Genomic DNA, 24660 nt, shown 5'->3' on the forward strand with positions numbered 1-24660 from the left:
CCCTACGCGAACACCACCGTCCGCCGGCCGTTGAGCAGGATGCGCCGCTCCGCGTGCCACTTCACCGCCCGCGCCAGGGCCTGGCACTCCACGTCGCGGCCGATGGCGACGAGCTGGTCCGGCATCACGTCGTGCCCGACCCGCTCGACCTCCTGCTCGATGATCGGCCCCTCGTCCAGGTCCGCGGTGACGTAGTGCGCCGTGGCCCCGATCAGCTTCACACCCCGCGCGTGCGCCTGGTGGTACGGCTTGGCACCCTTGAAGCTCGGCAGGAACGAGTGGTGGATGTTGATGATCCGCCCGCTGAGCGCCTTGCACAGGTCGTCCGAGAGGACCTGCATGTACCGGGCGAGGACGACCAGTTCGACCCGCTCCTCGCGGACGATCTCCAGCAGCCGGGCCTCCGACTCCGCCTTCGTGTCCTTGGTGACCGGGATGTGGTGGAAGGGGATGTTGTAGGAGCCCACCAGCTCCTTGAAGTCGGTGTGATTCGACACCACGCCCACGATCTCCACCGGCAGCGCGCCGATCCGCGCCCGGAACAGCAGGTCGTTGAGGCAGTGCCCGAACCGGCTGACCATGAGCAGGATGCGCATCTTCTCGTCGGCCCGGTGGATCTGCCAGGCCATCTGGAAGGAGTCGCCGATCGCGGCGAAGCTCGCCCGCAGCTTGTCCACCGTCACCGGCGCCTCGGCCGAGAAGTGGACGCGCATGAAGAACAGTCCCGTGTCGTGGTCGCCGAACTGCTGGCTGTCCTCGATGTTGCAGCCGGTCATGAACAGGTAGCTGGACACGGCGTGCACGATGCCTTTTTTGTCCGGGCAGGAGAGCGTGAGGACGTACTGGTCGGCCGGTACTGCGGCGGAGGAGGCGGACTGCTCAGTCATGCACCACAGGGTCCCATACCGGGCACCCGCGCGCGGGGCGCCGTCCGCTAGGCGGACCTGGTCAGGATCCGCAGCACCTCCAGGGTCTGCGGCGGCGTGTCGGGGTCGTCCCCGTCACTCACCGACATCCGCACGTGCGCGTCCCGCGCCGCCCGCACCGCGTCCGGCCAGCCCTCGTGCTCCAGGTAGGCGGCGACCGGCGCGTCCGGGCCGACCTGGTGCATGATCCGCAGCACCCGCAGCACGGCGGTGTCGACGAGGGCCGCCTCCTGCGAGTCGCGGAATACGGTACCGACGTACTTCTCCGCCGACCAGTTGTCCAGCCAGGTGTCCTCCACCAGCCGGTACACGGCGTCCGTGACGTCGCCGTACCCGTCCACGCCGGCCAGCCAGACGTCCCGCTGGAACACCGGGTCGGAGAGCATGTGCAGCGCCGAGCGCACGTTGCCGCGCCACCGCCACCACGGCATGTCGTTCAGGGGCATGCCGCCCATGGTGGAGGAGCGACGGCCGCGACGGGAAGAGTTCTCCGAACCTTGCACGGTCACCGATCGTACGTTCCTCGGCCGGCCGGTGACAGCGGCCCCCGTATTTCACCTCCCGGCCACCCTTCGGCCACCCCGGATCACTCGCGGGTTAGCGGTGTGGGGGAATCGTGCGTGTTCATGACCGGCAGGCGACGCACGATCCGCTCCATCCGCCAGTTCCTTCCCCGGCCCGTCAGAGCGACCGTCCTCTGCGCGGGCGCCCTGGCCGCCACAGCGTCGCTCACTGCCGCATGCGGGGTCGTCCCCGGTGCCACGGGGGGCTCCGGGGACGACCCGGTCAAGGTGATGACCTGGGCACCGCAGGACACCGACGCGACCAACAAGCCCGGCATGCCCGCGATGGCCCTCGCCTACGCGAAGTGGCTCAACTCCCACGGGGGTGTGGGCGGCCGCAGGCTGGAGGTGCTGACCTGCAACGACCACAACGACAGCGTGGGCGCCGCGAAGTGCGCCCGGCGCGCCGCGAACGAGGGCGTGGTCGCGGTGGTCGGCTCCTACAGCCAGTTCGGCGACTCCTACCTCGCCCCGCTGGAAGGCGCCGGCATCCCCTACCTAGGCGGCTACGGCGTCACCAACGACGAGTTCACCGGCGCCCTGTCCTACCCCGTCAACGGCGGCCAGCCCGCTCTCCTGGCGGGCCTCGGCAAGGCCCTCGCGGGCGGCTGCGGCAACGTCACCCTGGTCCGCCCCGACAGCATCGCCGGCGACGAACTGCCCGCGCTGCTCGACTCTGGCCTGCGCTCCGGCGGCCACCCGGACGCCGACGACCAGCTCGCCGCCGAGAACGCCACCGAGTACGCCGGGCAGGCCGACCGGGCGCTGCGCGACGCCACCCGCAACGCGGCGCGCGAGGGCTGCGTGGTGCCCGCGCTCGGGGACCGCACGGACACCTTCATGGACTCGTTCCGGCGGGCCCGCGCGAACCACCCGGGCGTGCGCACGGCCACCGTCCTCGGCAGCGTCGACCAGACGGTCGTCGACAGCACCGGCGGGGCGGCCGGACCGTACGAGGGGGCGTACATCACCAGCTGGTACCCGGTCGCCTCCGACTTCCGCTGGAACCCCATGAAGAAGGTGATCAACGAGCAGGCGTTCGGCGACAACCGCATCGACCCGGCGGACGCCGGCGTGCAGACCACGTGGATCGCCTACACCGTGCTCAAGGCCGTCCTGGACGAGATCGGCGGCGGCGAGGTGAGCGCCGACACCGTGCGGCGCACCCTCAACGACGGGCTGCGGATCTCCACCGGCGGCCTCACCCCGCCCCTGCGCTGGCCCTACCAGAGCAGGCTCGCCGTGGTCGGCCTGCCGCGGCTGGTCAACGCCGACGTCACCCTTCAGGTGGTCCGGGACGGCAAGCTGGTCGCGGCCCCCAAGGGCATCGGCGGCGCCGACGGCATCGCGAACATGACCTCGGTCCTGGAGCACGCCGAGGTACCGTGACGGGCCCCGCGCGCGGGGCCCGCCGGGGCCGGGCCGGTGGTCAGAGCTGGGTGGGCTGGCGCTGGGTCAGGCCGTACTTCTGCGCGACCGTGTTCCACAGCCCCGCCGCCCGGCCCTTCTGCTGGCTGGCGGTGCCGCTCTGCCGGTCCCCGGCCTTCGACTCGTCGGTGGAGCGGGCGTGGCCCTTGCGGCAGACCTTGTGGCCCTTGGCCTGGCCGGCCCAGGCCGCGTAGTGGTTGTCGGCCGCGGCGGACGCCTGCCACGCCTTGGTCAGGGCGTCCCTCAACTGGCCCTGCGCGGCGAGCTTGTCCGTGGTCAGCTTGGCGAGCCGGGACACCAGGTCGTTGCGCTGCCTGGCCGCGTCCCGCAGGCTCGCGGCGGCCTGGTCGAGGTTGTGGCAGCCTCTGACGTCGGCCACCGCCTGGATCACCGAGGCCCGGCTGCTGCCGCTGTCCGCGAGCAGCTTGTCCAGCTCGACCGCCTGCTGCCGGGCGGGGTCGACGGTGGGCGAGGGGGACGGGGAGGAGGGCTGGGTGGCCGGGGAGGTGGCGGCGACCGTCTGGTCCTTGGCGTCCCCGCCCTGCTCCTTGTCGCCCCCGCCGCTGAGCAGCGCGCCGGCGCCGACACCGACCACGATCAGGCCGACGCCGACGGCGGCGATCAGCGGGACGCGCGAGCGGCCGGTGCGCCGCCCGCCGCCGTCCGGCTCCGCGCCATAGGGCGGCTGCGCCGGGCGGTACGACGACTGCGCCGGGCCGGGGTAGGCGTCCGGCTGCTGCATCAGCGGGAGTTGCTGGGTGGACCCGGCCGGGCCGTCGTCGCCCGCCGGGCCGCCGCGGAAGAGGTTGTCGAACTCGGCGGGCGGCTGCCGGTCCCCGCCCTGGCCCTGGCCCTGGTCCTGGCCCTGGGCGGTGTACGGCGGTATGTACTGCGTGGCCTCCGCCTCGGCGGACGCGGGCGCCCCGTGCCGGGGCACCTGGCCGAGGTAGCGGGTCTCCTCGCCGCCGCCCGCCACCGGCGGGATGTACTGGGTGGCCGCCTCGTGCACGGACCCGCCGGGCCCCGCGGCGACCGGCGGGATGTACTGGGTGGCCCCGTCGGCCGGAGCGGCCTGCACCGGCGGGATGTACTGGGTGGCGCCGTCGTCCGGGGCGGCCGGCACGGGCGGGAGGTACTGGGTCGCGCCGTCGGCCTGCGGCGGCAGCGGGGCGCCCGCGGCGGCCGGATACGCGGGCGGCAGCGGCGCGCCGGACTGCCCCTGGTACGGCTGCTGGGGCTGGGCGTGCTGCTGGTACGAGGCGTCCGGTGCGCCGTACGCGCCCTGCCGGTCCGCGCCGTAGCCGTGCGGATCCGGCCGGCCGCCGTAGGACGGGGACTCGGCGCCGTAGGACGGGGACTCGGCGCCGTAACCGTAGGACGGGGCCGGGGCGCCCTCCGGGGGCAGCGGGCCGGGGCCGGCGGCCGGCGGCTGCCCGGGGCCGGACCACTGGGCGGCCGCCGGGTGCCACTCCTGGCCCGGCTGGGGCGCCTGCTCCCGGGGGCCCCAGGAGCCGTCCCACGCCTGCCCTCCCGCGGGGGTGGCGGGCGCGGGCCCCGCGGTCGTGCCCGGCAACAGGGGCTCGCCTCCGTCGGAGGGCAGCACGATGCCTTCGTGCGCGGCCCGCGCCGAGGGCTCCTCGCCCTGTCCACTCTGCGTCACCGGGACTCCTACCAGTGGGGGACCTTGTGAATCGTCGGGCCACGCTACCGGGTTCCCCGAGCCGGGTGCCACGCAGCTCCGGGCGTGATCCGGCTCCCTGTGACGGCAGTAACAGAACCGGCCCGCGATGCGCTGTTAGGGGGCACCCGGCGCGCACCGGGTGCCGTCCTCCCGTGTCCGGCGCTCCGCGGGGCCGGTGCTCAGGCGGCCGGCTGGAGTTCGAGGCGCGCCCCGAACTCCCGTACCACCGCCTCGTCCCGGAACGGCTCCAGGCGCTGCTGGAGGTCCTCCAGGTACTCGGCGCCCCGGTTGGAGCGGAGCGTCTCCAGCAGCTCCACCGCCTTCATGCCGGTGCTGCACGCCTGCTCGACCTCGCGCTGCTGCACCTGGGCCGTGGCGAGCAGCACGTAGCCGATCGCGCGCCGGCGGGCCCGGGACGCGGGATGCCCGGCCAGCGACTGCTCGGCGTACCGGGCCGCCGGCTCGGGCTGGCCGAGGTCGCGGTAGCAGTGCGCCAGCTCGTCGGCCAGGTAGGCCTCGTCGAAGTGCGCGATCCACGCCGGGTCGTCGCCCGGCGCGCCGTCCGCACGCTCCATCGCCGTGACCGCCCGCCCGCCGGACGCCTGCGCCGCGCGCACGTCGCCCAGCAGGGCGTGCCCGCGCGCCTCGGCGGCGTGGAACATCGCCTCCGCGCGCGGGGTCACGTGCCCGCGCGCCCCTTCCTGGGCCGCGCGGGCCAGTTGGGCGATCTCGCGCGGGTTGCCGAGCTGGGCGGCCAGGTGGCTCATGGACGCGGCGAGCACGTACCCGCCGTACCCGCGGTCCCCGGCGGCCTGCGCGAGCCGCAGCGACTGGATGTAGTACCGCTGGGCGAGGCCGGGCTGGCCGGTGTCGACGGCCATGTACCCGGCCAGTTCGGTCAGCCGGGCGACGGCGGCGAAGAGGTCCCGGCCCACCGCCTCCCGGTACGAGCCCGCCAGCAGCCCGGAGACGACGCTGTTGAGGTAGTGCACGACGACCGGGCGCACGTGCCCGCTGCCGTACTGGTGGTCGAGGTCGACCAGGGCCTGGGTCATGGACCGGACGGCGGCCACGTCCGCCTGGCCGACCCGGGGGCCGGCCTGGCGGGCCACCTGCGCGTCGGGGGCCGAGATCAGCCAGTCGCGGCTGGGCTCGACCAGCGCGGAGGCGGCGACGGAGGAACCGGACAGGAAGTCCCGGCGCCCCACGTCGCTGCGCCACAACTCGCAGACCTGTTCGATGGCGCCCAGCACGGTCGGCGAGAACTGGAGGCCGACCCCGGAGGCGAGGTTCTTGCCGTTGGCCATGCCGATCTCGTCGATGGTGACCGTGCGGCCGAGCTTGCGCCCGAGCGCCTCGGCGATGATCGCCGGGGCCCGGCCCCGCGGCTGCTGTCCGCGCAGCCAGCGGGCCACGGACGTCTTGTCGTAGCGCAGGTCGAGCCCGTGCTCGGCGCCGCACATGTTGACCCGCCGGGCCAGCCCGGCGTTCGAGCACCCCGCTTCCTGGATGAGTGCCTGCAGCCGTTCGTTCGGCTGCCTCGCCACGAGAGGCCTTGCGGCCATGTGCTACCCCCTGCGTTGCGATCCCCTGGAGCGTGCAGCTCCGGCCGGAAGATCACTGCCCACCTGACATTCCGTCAATGCGTGACATGTGCGATTTGCCGGGGTAAAAGCTGATGCCACCCCGACCCTGGCTACCCACTTCACTCCCCGCCTCCTCCTACGCGCCCCCGGACGTGCACCCATGCGCCCCGACGGCCGGACCGGTGCTCCTCCCCCGCGCGCGCTCCGGCCGTAACCCGAGGTGAGCGCGGGAGTTGAGTGGGGCGTGGAAGAGACGATCGCGGGCGCCCAGAACACTCAGATTGCCGGTCACATCCCGCAGCAGCGCGGGGAGACGCTGCTGGAGAGCGCCGTACGTTATGCCGGGGAACGGCACTGGGACGTGTTCCCGGGCACGTGGCTGGAAGCCGTCGGCGGGACGCAGCGCTGCTCGTGCGACGACGCCACCTGCTCTGCGCCGGGTGCGCACCCCGCGCGCCCCGACTGGGCGGCCCAGGCGACCGGCAGCCCGTCCGTCGCACGCCGGCTGTGGCAGCAGCAGCCGACGGCTTCGGTCCTGCTGCCGACGGGGCGGACGTTCGACGCGCTGTCCGTCCCGGAGAGCGCGGGCTTCCTGGCACTGGCCCGGATGGAGCGGATGGAGCTGACGCTCGGTCCGGTCGCCCTGGCCCCGGACCGGCGCATGCGGTTCTTCGTGCTCCCCGGGGCCGCGGCGAAGGCGGCGGAGCTGGTGCGCTCGCTCGGCTGGCGGCCGCCGTCGCTGGATCTGGTGGCGCTGGGCGAGGGGGCGTACGTGGCGGCGCCGCCGACGCGGTTCGGATCGCGGGGCGCGGTGCAATGGGTCCGCCGGCCGACGCCGGCGAACCGGTGGCTACCGGACGCGGAGGAACTGATCTCGCCCCTCGCCTACGCGTGCGGACGGGACCGGTGACCGGTCCCCGCGCAGTCCGGCCTCCGCGCCGCCCGGTCGCCGCGGCCTCCGGTCCCCGCGACGTCCGGCCCGGGTGAGCCGTGGCGGTGGTCCCCGGCGGGGCGCGGACCAGCCACGGACGGGCGGAGCGCCCGCGGGGTTGCGCGCCCGCCGCCCGGCGGGCGGGACCGCCTCAGTCCTCCGGCAGCGAGTCGAGGAACGGCGCGACGGCCGCCTGCCAGGCGGACGGCACGTCGTAGTGCGCGAGGTGCCCCGCGTCCACCTCCGCGTACGTCCCCCGCGGCAGCACCCGCACCATCTCCTGCGCCTCCGCCCGCCCCAGCTCGCCGTCCACGCCCCGGACCACCAGCGTGGGGCAGCGCACCTGGGCCAGCTCGTCCCAGTGGGCGTCGTAGACCCACGTCTCCCGGGAGGCGAGCATGTGCTCGGGCTCGAACACGGGCCGCCAGCCGTCCTCGCCCTCCCGCATCACCTCGGCGTAGAACGCGCCGCGGGCCGGGCTCGGCCGCTCCAGCCGGGGGTCGTCCTCACCGAACCACTTGCGGACGTCGGCCAGGCTGGCGAAGGGGACGGGCCAGGAACGGAACCAGTCGGCCCACTCGCGCTGCGACGCCGCGCCGGGCGCGGCGGCCCGCATGTCGCAGATGACCAGTGCGCGCACCAGGTCGGGGCGCCCGGCGGCGAGCCGCCAGGCGGTCAGCGCGCCCATGGCGTGGCCGATGACGACGGCCGGGCCGAGACCGAGCTGCTCGACGGCGGCCTCGGCGTCCGCGACGTAGGCGTCACGGGTGTAGGCGGCCCGCGCGGGCTTGTCGCTGCGGCCGTGGCCGCGCTGGTCGAGGGCCACCGCGCGGTGGCGCCCGGCGAGCCGGCGGGCGGTGGCCGCCCAGTGGGAGGCACGGCCCGTCAGACCGTGCAGCAGGAGCACGCCCGGAGCGCCGGGCTCCGCCTCCGGTTTCGGCGGGTCGGCGAACTCCCACGCGGCCAGGCGCACCCCGCCCGCTCCCGTCACATCGATACGCCGTGCCATCTACCTGGCACCCCCCAGCTCCGCCTGCCTCGTGGTCCAGCCGTTGCCTCAGGTTATCGAATGCCCATTCGAGGATTCCGTATCTGCCGACAACACCCCTCGTTCGAGTGACACCTCTCCGGGCATGATCGCCGCAGCCGAGGGGATCTCTTCTGGCAGGAGGCGGACCGCTCGGGGAAAAGCCGGTCCGAGGGGAATGACCCTGAGAGCTCGGGGCTCCGGGTCAGCACAGGGGAGGACGGGCCCCGGCGCCGCACGGCGCCGGGGCCCTCTCCCGTCTCAGCGCTTGGCGACGAACACGTGGGAGGCGACGTCCGCCTCCAGCTCGGCCGCCTCGCCGCCGCTGCCCACCAGGACACCGCCCGGCGACTCGGTCACGCTCACCACGGAACCGGGCTGCACACCCGCCCGCCGCAGCGTGTACATCAGCTGCGCGTCCGTCTGGATCGGCTCGCCGATGCGGCGCACGACGACCGTCTTGCCGTCCGCCCCCGCGTCCAGGTCGGCCAGCGAGACCATGCCCTCGTGCAGGAACGGGTCCGCGCCGTCCTTCTCGCCCAGCTCCTCCAGGCCCGGGATCGGGTTGCCGTACGGCGACTCCGTGGGGTGGCGCAGCAGCTCCAGCACGCGCCGCTCCACGGCCTCGCTCATCACGTGCTCCCAGCGGCACGCCTCCGCGTGCACCTGCTCCCACTCCAGCCCGATCACGTCCACGAGGAGACATTCGGCCAGGCGGTGCTTGCGCATCACGCGCGTCGCCAGCCGCCGTCCCTCGTCCGTCAGCTCCAGGTGGCGGTCGCTCGCCACGGACACCAGGCCGTCGCGCTCCATGCGCGCCACCGTCTGGCTCACCGTCGGCCCGCTCTGGTCCAGCCGCTCCGCGATGCGGGCGCGCATGGGGACTACGCCTTCCTCTTCGAGCTCGAGGATGGTGCGGAGATACATCTCCGTGGTGTCGATCAGTCCGGACATACGTGCCCCTCGATTACCTCTGCCGGAAGCCCGGCGCGTGCGCTGGCCCTGCCTCCAATTCTGCCGTACCCCACCGACAAGCGGGCGGTACCCGGGAAACGGGGACCGCACCGGCGGGCCCCGGCCGCCGGGCGGCGGACCTGGCCGGTACCCGTCGGCCGTATTGACACCGCACTGGTCCAGACCGCACCGTGATCCGCGACACAGACGCTGCGAAGGGGCACCGCATGAGCGACGGCACGCCTGCCGACCTGTTCTTCGACGCCGCCGTCGGCCTGCTGCAACGGGTCCGCGACGAGGAAGCCGAAGCGATCACCGCGGCCGGCGCCCTGCTCGCCGACACCGTCACGGCCGGCGGCCGCCTGTTCGCCTTCGGCGCCGGGCACTCCTCGCTGGCCGCGCAGGACGTCGTCTACCGCGCGGGCGGCCTCGCCCTCATGAACCTGCTCGCCGTCCCCGGCGTCGTCGGCGTCGACGTCACCCCGGCCACCCTCGGCTCCGCCCTGGAACGCGTGGACGGCCTCGCGAGCGCCGTCCTGGAGACCTCGCCGCTCCGCGCCGGCGACGCCCTGGTGATCATCTCCCTCTCCGGCCGCAACGCCCTGCCCGTGGAGATGGCACTCGGCGCCCGCGCCCTCGGCGCGCGGGTCATCGGCGTCACCTCCGTCGCCTACGCCACCGAGACGACGTCCCGGCACGCCTCCGGCACCTTCCTCAAGGACCACTGCGACATCGTCCTCGACTCCAAGATCGCCGTCGGCGACGCCGAACTCACCCTGGACACCATCCCGGCGCCCTTCGCGCCCGCCTCCACCGTCGTCACCGCCGCCCTGCTCCAGGCGGTCATGGCGACCACCGCCGCCGCCCTCGCCGACCGCGGCGTCGAACCCCCGCTGCTGCGCTCCGGCAACGTCGACGGCGGACACGAGTGGAACGGCCGGGTCATGACGGAGTACGGCGACCGGATCTTCTACCGCCGCTGACGGACCCCCGCGGCCGGTCCTAGCCCCGCCGCTCCCGCACCGCCTCCGCCAGGTCCAGGAGCACCGCGATCGGGCCGGCCACGTCCTCCGCGTAGGCCACGTCCGGCCGCTCGAAGCGGCTGCGGCCGGCCCCGCGCAGGAAGGTCACCACGCCCAGCGTCCGCCCCCGGCTGCGCAGGACCGCGCAGAGCGCGTGCGCCGCGTCCCCGGGCCACTGCCGGCGCAGCGCCCACTCCCGCGCCCGCTCCTGCGGCACCGGCCCGGCGTCCGCGCGCACGCTCCCGGCCCGCCGCACGCACTGCAGCGCCGGGTGCCCCTCCTCGTAGCACTGGGGCAGCCCGGCCGCGCCGGTGAGCACGGCCGGCCCCGGCACCCCCGCGGGCGTGGCCGCGAGCCGGACCAGCCGGACCGGGTCGCCCTCGGCCGCGGCGTGCGGGCCGGCCACCACCCGGTCCAGGAGCGCGTGGTCCGCGAAGCCGGCCAGCGCGAAGTCCAGGTGGACCGTGGCCGCCTCCACGGGGTCCTCGCACTCGGCGGCGGCCCGGGCCGCACGGTGCAGCTGGTTGGTCCGGAAGCGCAGCAGGGACGCCTCCTGCCGGCCCTGCCGGTCCTCGGTGACGTCCTGGAACAGCCAGCCGACGCCCAGCGGCACCGGCTCCTCCGCCAGCGGCGACGCCAGCCGCAGGAACCCGCTGCGCCAGCAGCGCCGCTCCTCGCCGTCCGGCGTGCGCACCGTCACCCACATCTCCGCGGGCGCGGGCGGCGCGCCCTCGGCCAGCACGTGCGTCAGCGCCGCCTCCAGCTCCTCCACGCCCTGCGCGAGCAGCTCGCCCAGCGGCCGGCCCAGCGCCGACGTGCGCCCGACGCCCAGCGCCCGCGCGGCGTGCGCGTTCACGACGGCGGGCCGCAGGTCGGCGTCGACGAGCACGACGCCCCAGGCCGCGTCCTCGAACAGCGCCTCGCTCAGCGCGATCGACCGCTCCAGGTCGATCTGCGCGTGCACCTCGCTGAACGCGCAGTACAGCCCCGCGGGCCTGCCGTCCGGCCCGCGCACGGCCGCCGACTGCGTGCGCACGAGCACCCGGCCGCCGTCCTTGGTCACCAGCGCGAACTCGTGCACCTGCCGTCCCGGCGCGTGCATCGCCGCCATCAGCCGGGACTGCACCTCCTCGGCGTCGGCGCTGCGCACCGCCCACCCGGCGAACCCGTGCCGTCCGACGGCCTCGGCGGCCGTCCAGCCGAGGATCCGCTCGGCCTCCCGGTTCCAATGGGTCACCACGCCGTCGGCGTCGAAGGCGCACAGGGCCGCGTCCATCCCGTCGAGCAGGGCGGCGAGCAGGTCGGAGCCCGCCGGGCCGCCGGGCTCGTCCGGCCCCAGCTCGTTCGTGGTCCCACTTCGCCGCGAAGCACTCACCTGGTCCCCCTGGAGGCTGCGTCCGCGCACGTCCACACGGCGCTCGTGTTGGCTCACCGCCCCTCATTCAACTGGAACGTGACGCACCCCACACGCTGTTCCCGCAAGATTGTGTGGATCAATGCGCGGGGCCGTCCGGCGGGAGCCGCGGGGCCGCCCACGTGCCGTGCGCCCCGTCCCGCACGCGCCCCGCGCGTACCGCTCCACCTCGGCGGATGCCCGCCGCGCGGGGGCCGCGGAAAAAAGAGTTGAGGGCCCGGGGGCCGTTTCCTAGGCTGTGGGGCACACGAGAAGGGAGGTGGTTCGGCAGATGTACGGAAACCGGACGCGTGAGGTGGCTGCGGGCTAGCGGCCCTGCACCACGCCATGTGCGGTGCCGGACCAGCGCGCGACACAGGCGCGCAGCCGGCCCAAACCCAAGCAGTCACCCGACCCGCAGGCTGCCGGTACGTCCGGCCGGCTCCTTTCGAGGAACCCAGCCTGCGGGTCGTTCGCGTGTGCGCCGCGATGGTCACGGGCTGAGGCGTTCGACCGTCCAGGTGCCGTCCGGCCGGGCGGTGTACCGCAGGCGGTCGTGGAGGCGGTTGAGGCGGCCCTGCCAGAACTCGACCGTCTCGGGGGCGACGCGGAAGCCGCCCCAGTGCGGCGGGACCGGGACCTGTTCGCCCTCCGGGTAGCGGGCCTCCAGACCGGCGTAGGCCGCATCGAGTCCGGCGCGGGAGTCGATCACCGAGGACTGGGCGCTGGCCCAGGCGCCGAGCTGGGAGCCGCGCGGGCGGCTGCGGAAGTACGCGGCGGTCTCGTCGCGGCCGGTGCGCCGGGCGATACCGGTGACGACGACCTGCCGGGCCAGCGGGTGCCAGGGGAAGAGCAGCGAGACGTGCGGGTTCTCCGCGAGGTCGCGGGCCTTGCGGGAGCCGTAGTTCGTGTAGAAGACGAAGCCGTCCGTGTCGAACTGCTTCATCAGGACCGTGCGCGAGGTGGGCCGGCCCGAGGCGTTCGCCGTGGAGACGACCATGGCGTTGGGTTCGTAGAGCGTGCCGTGCAGGGTCGCCCGCGCGGCGTCCTCGAACCAGCGGGCGAACTGGTCCATGGGGTGGGTGGCGAGGTCCTCCTCGGCGAGGCCGTCGGCCCGGTACTGCTTGCGCATCGCGGCGGGGTCGAGGACGGGGTCCGGAAGCGGGTCGCGGTCGGTCACCCGGTCATCCTGCCGTATCGAACGGGTATGGCACTCGGTGTCGTGTGGTCTCCCCAACGATGGCACCGGGAGTTATCGTGCTGCTCTCCCTTGCGGTCGGCTTGACCACGGGTGACCACCGGAGGTTCGGGGCATCACCGGGACGACCGCCGCCCACACACCACGAGGAGCCGCCTGATGTCCGACTTCGTACCCGGGCTCGAGGGAGTCGTCGCGTTCGAGACCGAGATCGCCGAACCGGACAAGGAGGGCGGCGCCCTGCGCTACCGGGGCGTCGACATCGAGGACCTGGTCGGGCACGTCTCGTTCGGGAACGTGTGGGGGCTGCTGGTCGACGGCGCCTTCAACCCCGGCCTGCCGCCCGCCGAGCCGTTCCCGATCCCGGTGCACTCCGGTGACATCCGCGTGGACGTGCAGTCGGCCCTCGCCATGCTCGCGCCGGTCTGGGGCCTGCGGCCGCTGCTCGACATCGACGAGGCGCGGGCGCGGGAGGACCTGGCGCGGGCCGCCGTCATGGCGCTGTCGTACGTCGCCCAGTCGGCGCGCGGGCAGGGACTGCCGATGGTGCCGCAGCGGGAGATCGACAAGGCCGGCTCGGTCGTGGAGCGGTTCATGATCCGCTGGCGCGGCGAGCCGGACCCCCGGCACGTGGCGGCCGTGGACGCCTACTGGACGTCCGCCGCCGAGCACGGCATGAACGCCTCGACGTTCACGGCCCGGGTGATCGCCTCCACGGGCGCGGACGTCGCCGCCGCGCTGTCGGGCGCGGTGGGCGCGATGTCCGGGCCGCTGCACGGCGGTGCGCCCTCCCGGGTGCTCGGGATGATCGAGGAGATCGAGCGGACCGGGGACGCGGAGGCGTACGTCAAGGGCGCGCTGGACCGGGGAGAGCGGCTGATGGGCTTCGGGCACCGGGTGTACCGGGCCGAGGACCCGCGGGCGCGGGTGCTGCGGCGCACGGCCCGGGAGCTGGGGGCGCCGCGGTTCGAGGTGGCGGAGGCGCTGGAGAAGGCCGCGCTGGAGGAGCTGCACAACCGCCGCCCGGACCGGGTGCTGGCCACGAACGTGGAGTTCTGGGCGGCGATCATGCTCGACTTCGCCGAGGTGCCGGCGCACATGTTCACGTCGATGTTCACGTGTGCGCGGACCGCCGGGTGGTCGGCGCACATCCTGGAGCAGAAGCGGACGGGGCGGCTGGTGCGGCCTTCCGCGCGGTACGTGGGCCCCGGGCCGCGGCGGCCCGAGGACATCGCCGGGTACGAGGACATCGCCCGCTGAGCGGTGCGGGGCGCGGGCGGCGGCCGCCCGCGCCCCGGGGGTGGTCAGGCCGCGGGTGCCGGCAGGTGCCCGTGGTGGCGTTCGGCCACCAGGGGGTGGGCCCGGAGCTTGCCCTTGAGTTCGTTGTAGCCGTACTCGGCGAAGAGCGGGTTGTCCGGGTCGGCCGTGGCGCCTGGGGCGGTGGCCGCGTGCGGGAACGGCAGCGGGGCCACGCGCGCGTCCAGGCGCGGGTTGTAGAAGAAGGGGACCGAGAAGCGTTCGGTGGCGCCGGGCGGGCTGACCACGCGGTGGTTGGTGGCCAGCAGGTAGCCGTCGGTCGCGACCTCCAGCAGTTCGCCGAGGTTGACCACGAACGCGCCCTCGACGGGCGGCACGTCGTGGAAGCGGCCGTCCTCGCGCTGGACCTGGAGGCCGCCGACCGAGTCCTGGAGGAGCAGGGTGAGGAAGCCGTAGTCCTTGTGGGCGCCGACGCCCTGATCGGTGCCGTCGGCGGCGCTGCCGGGGTAGCGGACGAGCTTGAGCTGCGGGTGGGCGTGCTCGCCGAAGACCGGGTCGTAGAAGCCGGCGGGGGCGCCGATGGCGGTCAGCAGCTCGCGCAGGAGGCGGTGGGCGACCGCGCTGAGCCGGTCGATCCAGGCGAGGGCGGCCGTGCGCAGGCCGGGGAGGGCGGCCGGCCACTGGTTGGGGCCCTGGAGCCACCAGTACGGGGGTTCGCCGGGGCCGGGGACCCGGGCCGGGCGTTCGGCGCCTATGTCGAGCTGGTCGCGCCAGTCGCGGGCGCCCCCGGTGCGTTCGTCGCCGGTGCGGGTGTAGCCGCGGAAGTGGGGTGAGCCCACGTTGTCCAGGGCGAGCCGGTCGGCCTCGGGCAGGGTGAAGAAGGCGCGCATGGCGGTGAGCAGCGCGTCCGTCTCGGCCGGGGTGACGCCGTGCCCGACGAGCTGGAAGAAGCCGACGTCGTGGGCGGCGCTGTGCAACTGGGCGTGGAACAGGGCGCGGGCCTGGGGACCGCGGTCGGCGGCCGACAGGTCGATGATCGGGAGCTGCTGGTACGACGGTGCCGTCACGGTGTGCGTGGTCATGGTGCGTCCGCAGGGTGTACGGGGCACGGGCGGCCGCCGGGGATGGGGCGGACCCCGGTGCCGGAAGAAAGGGAGTGGAGAGGAAGGCCGGGGGCTGGATCAGGCGGAGAGGCGCCGACAGCCCGTGCTCGTGACGCGCACGTAGTCCACGTGGCGGCGTCGGACGAGCATCGGAGGCATGACGCAAGGGTACTGCGCGCGGCCCGGAGCACGTGTGACCGGGGTCACCCGCCGGGCGGGCCGGCGGGAGCGGCGGGGCGGGGGTCAGCCGAGGGCCGTCTCCAGCAGTGCCGCCCACTGGGCGACGACGCGTTCGCGGCGGGCGGTGTCGTCGGTGAGGAGGTTCGCGAGGCCGAGGCCGCGGGCCATGTCCAGGAGGCCCTGGACGGATTCGCGGACGCCGGGGCGGGACTCGTCGGCGCCGAGCAGTTCGACGGCGATGCGGTGCGTCTCGCGGCCGACGCGGGCCTCCAGCTCCGTCACGCTCGGGCGCAGTTGGTCCTCGTCGCAGGCGGCGACCCACAGGTGCAGGGCGGCGCGGAAGAGGGGGCCGGTGTAGAGGTCGACGAGGGCGGCGACGACGGCGCGGCGGTCGGCGGCGCCCTCGGGGAACAGGGCGCGCAGGGCCAGGGAGCGTTCCTCGGAGACGTACTCGACGGCCGCGGTGAAGAGGTCCTCCCGGGTGGGGAAGTGGTGCTGGGCGGCGCCGCGGGAGACACCCGCGCGCTCGGCGACGACGGTGACCGTGGAGCCCGCCCAGCCGTGTTCGGCGAGGCAGGCCACGGCGGCTTCCAGGAGCCGCTGCCGGGTGGCCCGGCTGCGGTCCTGCTTGGGCACGCGCTCGCGCTCGGTCGTCCTCACACCACCCATGCCGCCTCACGTCTTTCCAGGAAGGCCGTCATCCCCTCCCGGGCCGGGCCGGAGGAGAACAGCCGGGCCGAGAGGGCGGTCAGGTCCGCCGCGTCCCGGTCGAATGTCTCCAGCACCCTAGCCGTGAGCAGCCGCTTCGTCTCGGCCAGGGCCTGCGGGGCGGAGCGGCGCAGGCCGTCGAGGACGGGTTCGAGGGCCGCGTCGACGTCGTCGGCCGCCGTCGTGAGCAGGCCGAGGCGCACGGCTTCGGCGGGGTCGAAGCGCTCGCCGGTGAGGTAGTAGCGGGCGAGGGCGCGGGGGTCGGTGCGCGGCAGGACCGGCAGGGAGATGACCGCGGGGGCGACGCCGATGCGGACCTCGGTGAAGGCGAAGGTGGCGGTGGTGGCCGCGGCGGCGATGTCGCAGGCGGCGAGCAGGCCGAGGCCGCCGGCGCGGACGTGTCCGGTGACGCGGGCGACCACGGGGACGGGCAGTTCCACGATCCGCCGCAGGAGCGCCACCAGTTCGCCGGGGTCGGGCGGGTCGCGCAGGTCGGCTCCGGCGCAGAAGGTGGTGCCGGTGTGGGTGAGGACGACGGCCCGAACGCCGGGGTCCGCGCCGCACTCGGCCAGGGCGCGGGCGAGGGCGGACACGAGGGCGGCGGAGAGGGCGTTGCGGGTGCCGGTGGCGTCCAGGCTGAGGGTCTCGACGGCACGCGCGCGCGTGCGGCCGATCGGTGCGGCGGGTTCGGTCACGTGTGCTCCCTGGGCTGTCGGCGCGGGATCTGCCGGGGGCGGCGCGCGGGGCGGGTGGGCGGCCACCGGTGCGGCGGGGGCCGCCCCGTACGCGGCGAGTGCTCCGGCCCGGCCGGGGCGCGCGTCCCTAGTACGACTTGGGGAGCCCCAGGGTCTGGTGGGAGACGTAGTTGAGGATCATCTCCCGGCTCACCGGTGCGATGCGCGCCACGCGCGCGGCCGTGATCAGCGAGGCCAGCCCGAACTCGCGGGTGAGGCCGTTGCCGCCGAGGGTGTGCACGGCCTGGTCGACGGCCCGCACGCACGCCTCGCCGGCCGCGTACTTGGCCATGTTGGCGGCCTCGCCCGCGCCGATGTCGTCACCGGAGTCGTAGAGGTGGGCCGCCTTCTGCATCATCAGCCGGGCCAGTTCCAGGTCGATGTGGGCCTGTGCCAGCGGGTGCGCGACGGCCTGGTGGGCGCCGATGGGCGACTTCCAGACGGTGCGGTCGCGGGCGTACCCGACGGCCTTGGCGAGGGCGTGGCGGCCCATGCCGACGGCGAACGCGGCCGTCATGATCCGTTCGGGGTTCAGCCCGGCGAAGAGCTGGAGCAGACCGGCGTCCTCCTCGCCGACGAGCGCCTCGGCGGGCAGTCGTACGTCGTCCAGGGTCAGCTCGAACTGCTTCTCCGCGGCGCTCAGTTCCATGTCGATGGGGCGTTTGCGGAAGCCCTCGGCGTCGGTCGGGACGATGAACAGGCAGGGTTTGAGATTGCCGGTGCGGGCGTCCTCGGTGCGGCCGACGACGAGGACGGCGTCGGCGATGTCGACGCCGGAGATGAACACCTTGCGGCCGGTGAGGAGCCAGTCGGTGCCGTCCCGCCGGGCCGTGGTGGTGATGCGGTGGCTGTTGGAGCCGGCGTCGGGCTCGGTGATGCCGAAGGCCATGAGGCGGGTGCCGTCGGCGAGGCCGGGGAGCCAGGCGCGTTTCTGCTCGGCGGTGCCGAAGCGGGCGATCACCGTGCCGCAGATGGCCGGGGAGACCACCAGCATGAGCAGGGGCGAGCCCGCGGCGCCCAGTTCCTCCAGGACGATGGAGAGTTCGGTGATGCCGCCGCCCCCGCCGCCGTAGTCCTCGGGGAGGTTGACGCCCAGGTAGCCGAGCTTGCCCGCCTCGGACCAGAGTTCGGCGGGCGGCCGGCCCTCGGCGACGGTGCGGACGAGGTAGTCGCGGCCGTAGCGCCTGCCGAGCGCGGCCACTGCGGCCCGTAGTGCCTTGTGCTCCTCGGACTCGATGAGGGTGGTCATGCGATTCCTCCGGGTGCGGCTCGTCGTGTGGTTGCCCGCGCTCACGCGGTGGTGGTGGGGTGCGGGTGCGGCTGCGGGCCCTCAGGCGGGCCGCACCACCGCCAGCAGCAGGCCCGGCTCCACCTGCCGGCCGGGCTCGACGTGCAGGGCGGTGAGCGTGCCCGCGGCGGGTGCCGAGATCAGGTGCTGCATCTTCATGGCCTCCAGCCAGATCAGGGGCTGCCCGGCCTCGACGGCCACCCCCTCCGCCAGTCCCTCGGCGACCCGTACGACGGTGCCGGGCATCGGCGCGAGCAGGGAGCCGGGGGCGAGCTGGGCCGCCGGATCGGGGAAGCGGGGCAGGGCGGTGAGGACGGCGGCGTCGACGTGGACCCGGTCGCCGTAGCGGGCGACCTCGAACCGGCGCCGCACGCCGTCGATCTCCAGGATGACGAGAGCGGCGTCCGCGTGCACGACCACGACCCCGTCGGCCGCGAGGCCCTGCCGGGTGTGCCGGTAGCGGACCTCGTGCTCCTCCCCCGCCATCGCGTACCGCTTGACCTGCGGCTGCGAGGGGACGTTGCGCCAGCCGCCGAAGCGGGAGCGGCCGTGGGCGTCGGCGAGGGCTGCGGCCAGGGGCGCGTACGGGTCCGGGGCGGCCGCGGTCAGCTCTGCGAGGTGGCGGTCGTAGAAGCCGGTGTCCATGCGGGCGGCCGTGAACTCCTCGTGCCGCAGGGAGCGGACGAGCAGGTCGCGGTTGGTCACCGGGCCGTGCACGGCGGCCGACTCCAGGGCGCCGGCGAGCCGCCGGACCGCCTCCGCGCGGGTGGGGGCGTGGGCGACGACCTTGGCGAGCATGGCGTCGTAGTGGACGCCGATGGTGTCGCCGTCGGCGTAGCCGGTGTCCAGGCGGACGCCGGCCGGTACGGCGAGGCGGTGCAGGGTGCCGGTCTGCGGTGCCCAGTCGCGGGCGGGGTCCTCGGCGTACAGGCGGGCCTCGACCGCGTGCCCGCGCGCGCGTGGCGGTTCGGCCGCCAGGGCGTGGCCCTCGGCGATCCGGATCTGCTCCGCGACCAGGTCGAGCCCGAACACGGCCTCCGTGACCGGGTGTTCGACCTGGAGGCGGGTGTTCATCTCCAGGAAGTGCGCACGGCCGTCGGCGACCAGGAACTCGACCGTGCCGGCGCCGACGTAGGAGACGGCGCGGGCGGCGCGTACGGACAGCGTGCGCAGCTCCTGCGCGAGCCGGTCGCCGAGACCGGGCGCCGGGGCCTCCTCGACGACCTTCTGGTGGCGGCGCTGGAGGGAGCAGTCCCGGGTGCCGAGCGGCCAGACGGTGCCGTGGGTGTCGGCGAGGATCTGCACCTCCACGTGGCGGCCGTGCTCCAGGTACGGCTCCACGAAGACCTCGCCGTCGCCGAAGGCGGCGGCGGCCTCGGCGCGCGCGCCCTCCAGCGCGGCCGGCAGCTCGTCCGCGCGGCGCACGATCCGCATGCCGCGGCCCCCGCCGCCCGCCGCCGCCTTCACCAGGACCGGCAGGTCGGCCTCGGTGACGTCGGCCGCGTCCAGCGGCGGAAGGCCCATCAGCCGCTTGGCGCGGGTCTTGGACGCCATGGCCTCGACGGCCTCGGGCGGCGGGCCGATCCAGACCAGTCCGGCGTCGAGGACCGCGCGGGCGAACCCGGCGTTCTCGGAGAGGAAGCCGTAGCCCGGGTGCACGGCGTCGGCGCCGGCCGCGAGGGCGGCCCGCACGATCAGGTCGCCGCGCAGGTACGTCTCGGCGGGGGCCGCGCCCGGCAGCCGTACCGCCGAGTCGGCCATGCGCGTGTGCAGCGCGCCCGCGTCGGCGTCGGAGTGCACCGCGACCGTGCGGATGCCCAGTTCACGGCAGGTGCGGAAGATACGGCAGGCGATCTCGCCGCGGTTGGCGACGAGCACGTTCGCGATCACGTGGTCCCTCACATCCGGAAGACGCCGAAGCCGCCGCGCGCGCCCTCGTAGGGGGCGGTGTGCAGGGCGGAGAGGCAGAGGCCGAGGACGGTGCGGGTGTCGCGCGGGTCGATGACGCCGTCGTCGTACAGCCGCCCCGACAGGAACATGGGCAGCGACTCGGACTCGATCTGCTGCTCCACCATGGTGCGCAGGGCGGCGTCCGCCTCCTCGTCGTACGGCGTGCCCTTCGCCGCCGCGGACTGCCGGGCCACGATCGACAGCACGCCGGCGAGCTGCTGCGGGCCCATCACGGCGGACTTGGCGCTGGGCCAGGCGAACAGGAAGCGCGGGTCGTAGGCGCGGCCGCACATGCCGTAGTGCCCGGCGCCGTAGGAGGCGCCCATGAGGACCGACAGGTGCGGGACCCGGCTGTTGCTCACCGCGTTGATCATCATGGCGCCGTGCTTGATGATGCCGCCCTGCTCGTACTCCTTGCCGACCATGTAGCCGGTCGTGTTGTGCAGGAAGAGCAGCGGGATGTCGCGCTGGTTGGCGAGCTGGATGAACTGGGCGGCCTTCTGCGACTCGGCGCTGAACAGGACGCCCCGCGCGTTGGCCAGCACGCCGACCGGATAGCCGTGCAGCGCGGCCCAGCCGGTGACCAGGCTGGTGCCGTACAGCGGCTTGAACTCGTCGAAGTCGGAGCCGTCGACGATCCGGGCGATGACCTCGCGCGGGTCGAAGGGCGTCCTGAGGTCGCCGGGGACGATGCCCAGCAGCTCCTCCGGGTCGTACGCGGGCGGCCGGGCCGGCCCCGGGTCGGGGTACGCCTTGCGGTGGTTGAGGCGGGCGACCACCCGGCGGGCCTGGCGCAGCGCGTCCGGTTCGTCCACGGCGAAGTGGTCGGCGAGGCCGGACACGCGCGCGTGCATCTCGGCGCCGCCCAGGGACTCGTCGTCGCTCTCCTCACCGGTCGCCATCCGCACCAGCGGCGGGCCGCCGAGGAACACCTTCGCCCGCTCCTTGACCATGATCACGTGGTCGGACATGCCGGGGACGTAGGCGCCGCCCGCGGTGGAGTTGCCGAAGACCACGGCGACGGTCGGGATGCCGGCGGCGGAGAGCCTGGTGAGGTCCCGGAAGACGGCGCCGCCGGGGATGAAGATCTCCTTCTGCGAGGGCAGGTCGGCGCCGCCGGACTCGACCAGGCTGATGCAGGGCAGCCGGTTGGCGAGGGCGATGTCGTTGGCGCGGAGGGCCTTCTTCAGGCTCCACGGATTGCTCGCGCCGCCGCGCACCGTCGGGTCGTTGGCGGTGATCAGGCACTCCACGCCCTCGACCACGCCGATGCCGGTGACGAGGGAGGCGCCGACGCGGTGGTCACTGCCCCAGGCGGCCAGCGGGGACAGCTCCAGGAACGGGGTGTCGGGGTCCAGCAGCAGTTCGACGCGCTCGCGGGCGAGCAGCTTGCCGCGTCCGCGGTGCCGGGCGACGTACTTCTCGCCGCCGCCCGCGAGCGCCTTGGCGTGCTCTGCCGCCAGATCGGTGAGCTTGGCGAGCATGGCCTCGCGGTGGGCCGGGTAGTCGGGGCCGGTGGGGTCGAGAGCGGTCCTCAGAACCGTCACAGCAGGGTCTCCGGGATGTCCAGGTGGCGGGAGCGCAGCCATTCGCCGAGGGCCTTCGCCTGCGGGTCGAAGCGGTGCCGGGCGGCGACGCCGGCCCCGAGGACGCCCTCGACGACGAAGTTGAGGGCGCGCAGGTTCGGCAGCGGGTGCCGGGTCACGGGCAGGTCCCGGCTCTCCGGGATCAGTCGCCGGAACGTGCCGGTGGTCAGGGTGTGCGCGAGCCACCGCCAGGCGTCGTCCGTCCGCGCCCACACCCCGACGTTCGCGTTCCCGCCCTTGTCGCCGCTGCGGGCCCCGGCGACGAGGCCGAGGGGGGCCCGGCGGACCGGACCGGGCGGCAGCGGTTCCGGCGGCGGCGGGGGCGGTACGGCGTCCAGGGCCCGCGTCTCCCCGGGCCCCGGCACAGGGACCCGGCGTCCGTCATGGAGTACGGCCACATGGTCGACGTCCCCATGTGGGGCGTACACATCCTCGAACACCCCATAGGGGGCGGCCTTCTCCGGTGGTGCCAGCACATGGAAGCCCGGGTAGCTGGCGAGCGCGAGTTCCACGGCGGCCCCGCTCAGCGCCCGTCCCACGACCTGCTGGTCCGGGTCGCGTACGACGAGCCGCAGCAGCGCGCTGGCCGTCTCCTCGGTGCCGGCGTCGGCCCGGTCGGTGCGCACCAGGTCCCAGCGCACCTCGGCGGGCGGGGCCTCGGTGAGCGCGTCGGCGAGCTGCTCGCGCACCAGGGCCGCCTTGGCCTCGACGTCGAGCCCGGTGAGGACGAAGACGACCTCGTTGCGGAAGCCGCCGAGCCGGTTGAGCCCGACCTTGAGCGTCGGCGGCGGCGGCTCGCCGCGCACCCCCTCGATCCGCACCCGGTCCGGCCCGTCCTGGCTCAGTCGTACGGTGTCCAGCCGGGCGGTGACGTCGGGCCCCGCGTACCGCCCGCCGCCGGTCTCGTACAGCAGTTGCGCGGTGACCGTGCCCACGTCCACGAAGCCGCCGGTGCCCGGATGCTTGGTGACGACGCAGCCGCCGTCGGCGTGGATCTCGGCGACCGGGAAGCCGGGCCGGCGCACGTCCCCCTCGCGGAAGAAGGCGTAGTTCCCGCCGGTCGCCTGTGTCCCGCACTCCAGCACGTGCCCGGCGACGACCGCGCCGGCGAGCCGGTCGTACTCCCCGGGCCGCCAGCCGAAGTGGGCGGCGGCGGGGCCGGTGACGAGGGCCGCGTCGGTCACCCGGCCGGTGACCACCACGTCGGCGCCGGCCCGCAGGCACTCGGCGATGCCGAAGCCGCCGAGGTAGGCGTGGGCGGCGAGGGCGCCGGGGAACGCGGCGGTGCGGTCGTCGCCCTCGACGTGCGCGACCCGGAGCGGGATGCCGAGCCGGCCGGCCAGCGCCCGCACGCCGTCGGCGAGCCCGGCCGGGTTGAGACCGCCGGCGTTGGTGACGATCCGGACCCCGCGCTCGTGGGCGAGGCCGAGGCAGTCCTCCAACTGGCGCAGGAAGGTGCGGGCGTAGCCGGCCGACGGGTCCTTCAGCCGGTCCCGGGCGAGGATGAGCATGGTGAGTTCGGCGAGGTAGTCACCGGTGAGGACGTCGAGTTCGCCGCCGGTGAGCATCTCGCGCAGGGCGCTCGCGCGGTCGCCGTAGAAGCCGGAGAAGTTGCCGACGCGCAGCGGGTTCACCGGGCGGCCCCCTTCGGCGGGCGCCCGGTGCCGGGCGGGCCCGCGAAGGCCTGGGCGAGGTCGAGCCAGCGGTCGGCGTCCGGGCCCACGGCCGTCAGGGCGAGGTCGGCGCGGTGGGCGCGCTGGGTGACCAGCAGGCAGAAGTCGAGCGCGGGGCCGGTGACGCGCTGCCGGGCGTCGGCGGCACCGTGGGTCCACAGCCCGCCCGAGGGCGCGGTCACCTCGACGCGGAACTCCTCCTCCGGCACCGGCAGGCCGTGCGCGCCGAAGGCGAAGTCCCGCGCCCGCACCCCGATGCGGACCACATGCCGGAGCCGGTCGGTGGGGGTGCGCACCACACCGAGGGCGTCCGCCACGTCCTGGCCGTGGGCCCAGGTCTCCATGAGCCGGCCCGTGGCCATCGAGGCGGCCGACATGGGCGGCCCGAACCACGGGAACCGGGCTCCCTCCGGTGCCGCCCGCAGCGCCCGGTCCAGCGCGGTCCTGCCCTCCCGCCAGCGGGCGAGCAGCTCGGCGGGGGCGGTACGGGCGCCCTCCCGGGCGGCGTCGTCCACGAAGGAGGCGGGGGCGGTGAGCGCGTGCTCCGCGGCCCCCTGGAAACCGTCCTGGTCCGTCACGGCGAGCAGGGCGGCCCGGTCGGTCCAGTGCAGGTGGGCGATCTGGTGGGCGACGGTCCAGCGCGGCGCGGGGGTCGCGAGCGCCCACCGCTCGGCACTCAACTCGCCCACGATCTCGTCGAGTCGGTCACTTTCCTCGCGCAGGTCATCGAAGACGGGCGTCGGATCGGACATGGGGGGAGCATGACAGCGGCGCGAGAAACAATCAAGCGTGCTTGCATTAATTTGGGGGCGCGTAGTGGGGGGGGCGCGCGTGGCGGGGAGGTGGGGGGGGGAGGGCGAGTGGCGAGACGCGAGTGGGGCAGCGAGGGTGCGGGCTGGGGGTGCGACGGACGGGGTGGATCCGGTGGCCCCGGGAGCGGCAGGGCCGACGGCCGGGTCGGGAGGGTCGGGGACCGGGAGACCGGGCGCGGGCAGCCGAGGCTGCGAGCCTCCGTGAGCGGAGGGCCGGGCGCGGAGAGCCGGGGCGGGCCGGATGACCGCCGGGCTCAGGCTCCGGGGGGCGGAGAGCCGGTAGACCGGACGGGGCAGGGCGAGGCCCGGAAGCTCCCACCACCTAGGGACCGGGCACGGCAAGTCGGGTGGTGCTCCAATCCGGGGGCTCCCCGCCTTCCGTGCCCGGCCCTCCGGCTGTGGGCGCCCTGCCCGGCTTGCCGTGTCGGGGCCCCCGCACGCGTGGGCGCCGCCGGGCACGGCGGGTCGGGCGGAGTCCTCAGGACCGTAGGGCCGGGCGCCGGAGGCCAGGAGGGCCGGTCCGGATGACCGGGCTCAGGGACCGGAGAGCCGGGAACCAGGGCCGGGAGGCCGGAACCGGACGGCCGAGGGCCAGGACCGAAGGCCGGGCCGGAAGGCCGGGCCGGAAGGCCGGGGCCGGAAGGCCGGGGCCGAGAAGCC

20 protein-coding genes are annotated in these 24660 nt (G+C 74.9%); 4 read left to right on the plus strand and 16 right to left on the minus strand.

The annotated features are described in order from the left end of the window. Positions 1–2 precede the first annotated feature (2 nt). Together purU and ACZ4K2_RS08560 are read right to left on the minus strand one after the other, a co-directional pair. Entirely contained in the window at positions 3–887 is an 885-nt protein-coding gene (gene purU, locus ACZ4K2_RS08555; RefSeq protein ID WP_467470888.1) for a formyltetrahydrofolate deformylase, read from the minus strand. Positions 888–934: 47 nt separating this feature from the next. Further along, entirely contained in the window at positions 935–1435 is a 501-nt protein-coding gene (locus ACZ4K2_RS08560; protein ID WP_467470890.1) for an SCO4402 family protein, read from the minus strand. 117 nt (positions 1436–1552) lie between these two features. Here ACZ4K2_RS08560 and ACZ4K2_RS08565 point away from each other — a divergent pair, with 117 nt between their 5' ends. Next, on the plus strand, positions 1553–2878 hold the full coding sequence (locus tag ACZ4K2_RS08565) for an ABC transporter substrate-binding protein (RefSeq protein ID WP_467470892.1): 1326 nt from the start codon (positions 1553–1555) through the stop codon (positions 2876–2878). A gap of 40 nt (positions 2879–2918) precedes the next feature. Here ACZ4K2_RS08565 and ACZ4K2_RS08570 read toward each other — a convergent pair whose 3' ends face one another. Both ACZ4K2_RS08570 and ACZ4K2_RS08575 read right to left on the minus strand, forming a co-directional pair. Then, complete coding sequence (locus ACZ4K2_RS08570) at positions 2919–4577, minus strand: hypothetical protein (RefSeq protein WP_467470894.1); 1659 nt, start codon at positions 4575–4577, stop codon at positions 2919–2921. A 200-nt stretch (positions 4578–4777) separates the two neighbouring features. Continuing rightward, positions 4778–6163 (minus strand): transcriptional regulator, encoded by a 1386-nt coding sequence (locus ACZ4K2_RS08575; RefSeq protein WP_467470896.1) that lies wholly within the window; start codon positions 6161–6163, stop codon positions 4778–4780. A 265-nt stretch (positions 6164–6428) separates the two neighbouring features. Between ACZ4K2_RS08575 and ACZ4K2_RS08580 the strand changes: the two genes are divergently transcribed. Then, a complete protein-coding gene (locus ACZ4K2_RS08580) occupies positions 6429–7094 on the plus strand; it encodes a bifunctional DNA primase/polymerase (protein ID WP_467470898.1) in 666 nt (221 codons plus the stop codon). 172 nt (positions 7095–7266) lie between these two features. Here ACZ4K2_RS08580 and ACZ4K2_RS08585 read toward each other — a convergent pair whose 3' ends face one another. Beyond that, on the minus strand, positions 7267–8124 hold the full coding sequence (locus ACZ4K2_RS08585) for an alpha/beta fold hydrolase (RefSeq protein WP_467470900.1): 858 nt from the start codon (positions 8122–8124) through the stop codon (positions 7267–7269). Between the two features lie 279 nt (positions 8125–8403). Further along, positions 8404–9096 carry a metal-dependent transcriptional regulator gene (locus tag ACZ4K2_RS08590; RefSeq protein WP_467470902.1) on the minus strand — a complete coding sequence of 231 codons (693 nt, stop codon included), beginning with the start codon at positions 9094–9096 and terminating at the stop codon, positions 8404–8406. 227 nt (positions 9097–9323) lie between these two features. Between ACZ4K2_RS08590 and ACZ4K2_RS08595 the strand changes: the two genes are divergently transcribed. Beyond that, positions 9324–10079, plus strand: a complete 756-nt coding sequence (locus ACZ4K2_RS08595) for an SIS domain-containing protein (RefSeq protein WP_467470904.1) — start codon at positions 9324–9326, stop codon at positions 10077–10079. A gap of 19 nt (positions 10080–10098) precedes the next feature. Here ACZ4K2_RS08595 and ACZ4K2_RS08600 read toward each other — a convergent pair whose 3' ends face one another. Further along, positions 10099–11493 carry a PAS domain-containing protein gene (locus ACZ4K2_RS08600; protein ID WP_467471250.1) on the minus strand — a complete coding sequence of 465 codons (1395 nt, stop codon included), beginning with the start codon at positions 11491–11493 and terminating at the stop codon, positions 10099–10101. 511 nt (positions 11494–12004) lie between these two features. Further along, positions 12005–12691, minus strand: coding sequence for a pyridoxamine 5'-phosphate oxidase (pdxH, locus tag ACZ4K2_RS08605; RefSeq protein ID WP_467470906.1), 687 nt, complete (start codon positions 12689–12691; stop codon positions 12005–12007). Positions 12692–12868: 177 nt separating this feature from the next. Between pdxH and ACZ4K2_RS08610 the strand changes: the two genes are divergently transcribed. Beyond that, on the plus strand, positions 12869–13969 hold the full coding sequence (locus ACZ4K2_RS08610; protein ID WP_467470908.1) for a citrate synthase 2: 1101 nt from the start codon (positions 12869–12871) through the stop codon (positions 13967–13969). 44 nt (positions 13970–14013) lie between these two features. Here ACZ4K2_RS08610 and ACZ4K2_RS08615 read toward each other — a convergent pair whose 3' ends face one another. The 8 genes from ACZ4K2_RS08615 to ACZ4K2_RS08650 form a co-directional block, all read right to left on the minus strand. Beyond that, a complete protein-coding gene (locus ACZ4K2_RS08615) occupies positions 14014–15048 on the minus strand; it encodes an isopenicillin N synthase family dioxygenase (RefSeq protein WP_467470910.1) in 1035 nt (344 codons plus the stop codon). A 264-nt stretch (positions 15049–15312) separates the two neighbouring features. Further along, positions 15313–15918, minus strand: coding sequence for a TetR/AcrR family transcriptional regulator (locus ACZ4K2_RS08620; RefSeq protein WP_467470912.1), 606 nt, complete (start codon positions 15916–15918; stop codon positions 15313–15315). Next, entirely contained in the window at positions 15906–16652 is a 747-nt protein-coding gene (locus ACZ4K2_RS08625) for an enoyl-CoA hydratase family protein (protein WP_467470914.1), read from the minus strand. The genes ACZ4K2_RS08620 and ACZ4K2_RS08625 overlap by 13 nt, the downstream gene beginning before the upstream one ends. Positions 16653–16779: 127 nt before the next feature. Further along, positions 16780–17940, minus strand: a complete 1161-nt coding sequence (locus ACZ4K2_RS08630; RefSeq protein ID WP_467470916.1) for an acyl-CoA dehydrogenase family protein — start codon at positions 17938–17940, stop codon at positions 16780–16782. A gap of 81 nt (positions 17941–18021) precedes the next feature. Continuing rightward, the gene (locus ACZ4K2_RS08635) at positions 18022–19869 is read right to left on the minus strand and encodes an acetyl/propionyl/methylcrotonyl-CoA carboxylase subunit alpha (RefSeq protein ID WP_467470918.1); all 1848 of its coding nucleotides are present in this window, start codon (positions 19867–19869) and stop codon (positions 18022–18024) included. A gap of 8 nt (positions 19870–19877) precedes the next feature. Continuing rightward, complete coding sequence (locus tag ACZ4K2_RS08640) at positions 19878–21476, minus strand: acyl-CoA carboxylase subunit beta (protein ID WP_467470920.1); 1599 nt, start codon at positions 21474–21476, stop codon at positions 19878–19880. Further along, positions 21473–23149, minus strand: coding sequence for an acyclic terpene utilization AtuA family protein (locus tag ACZ4K2_RS08645; RefSeq protein WP_467470922.1), 1677 nt, complete (start codon positions 23147–23149; stop codon positions 21473–21475). Before ACZ4K2_RS08645 ends, ACZ4K2_RS08640 begins: the two co-directional genes overlap by 4 nt. Further along, the gene (locus ACZ4K2_RS08650; protein ID WP_467470924.1) at positions 23146–23940 is read right to left on the minus strand and encodes a TIGR03084 family metal-binding protein; all 795 of its coding nucleotides are present in this window, start codon (positions 23938–23940) and stop codon (positions 23146–23148) included. Before ACZ4K2_RS08650 ends, ACZ4K2_RS08645 begins: the two co-directional genes overlap by 4 nt. Positions 23941–24660 lie beyond the last annotated feature (720 nt).

Source organism: Streptomyces sp. NPDC025833 (genome assembly GCF_055558055.1).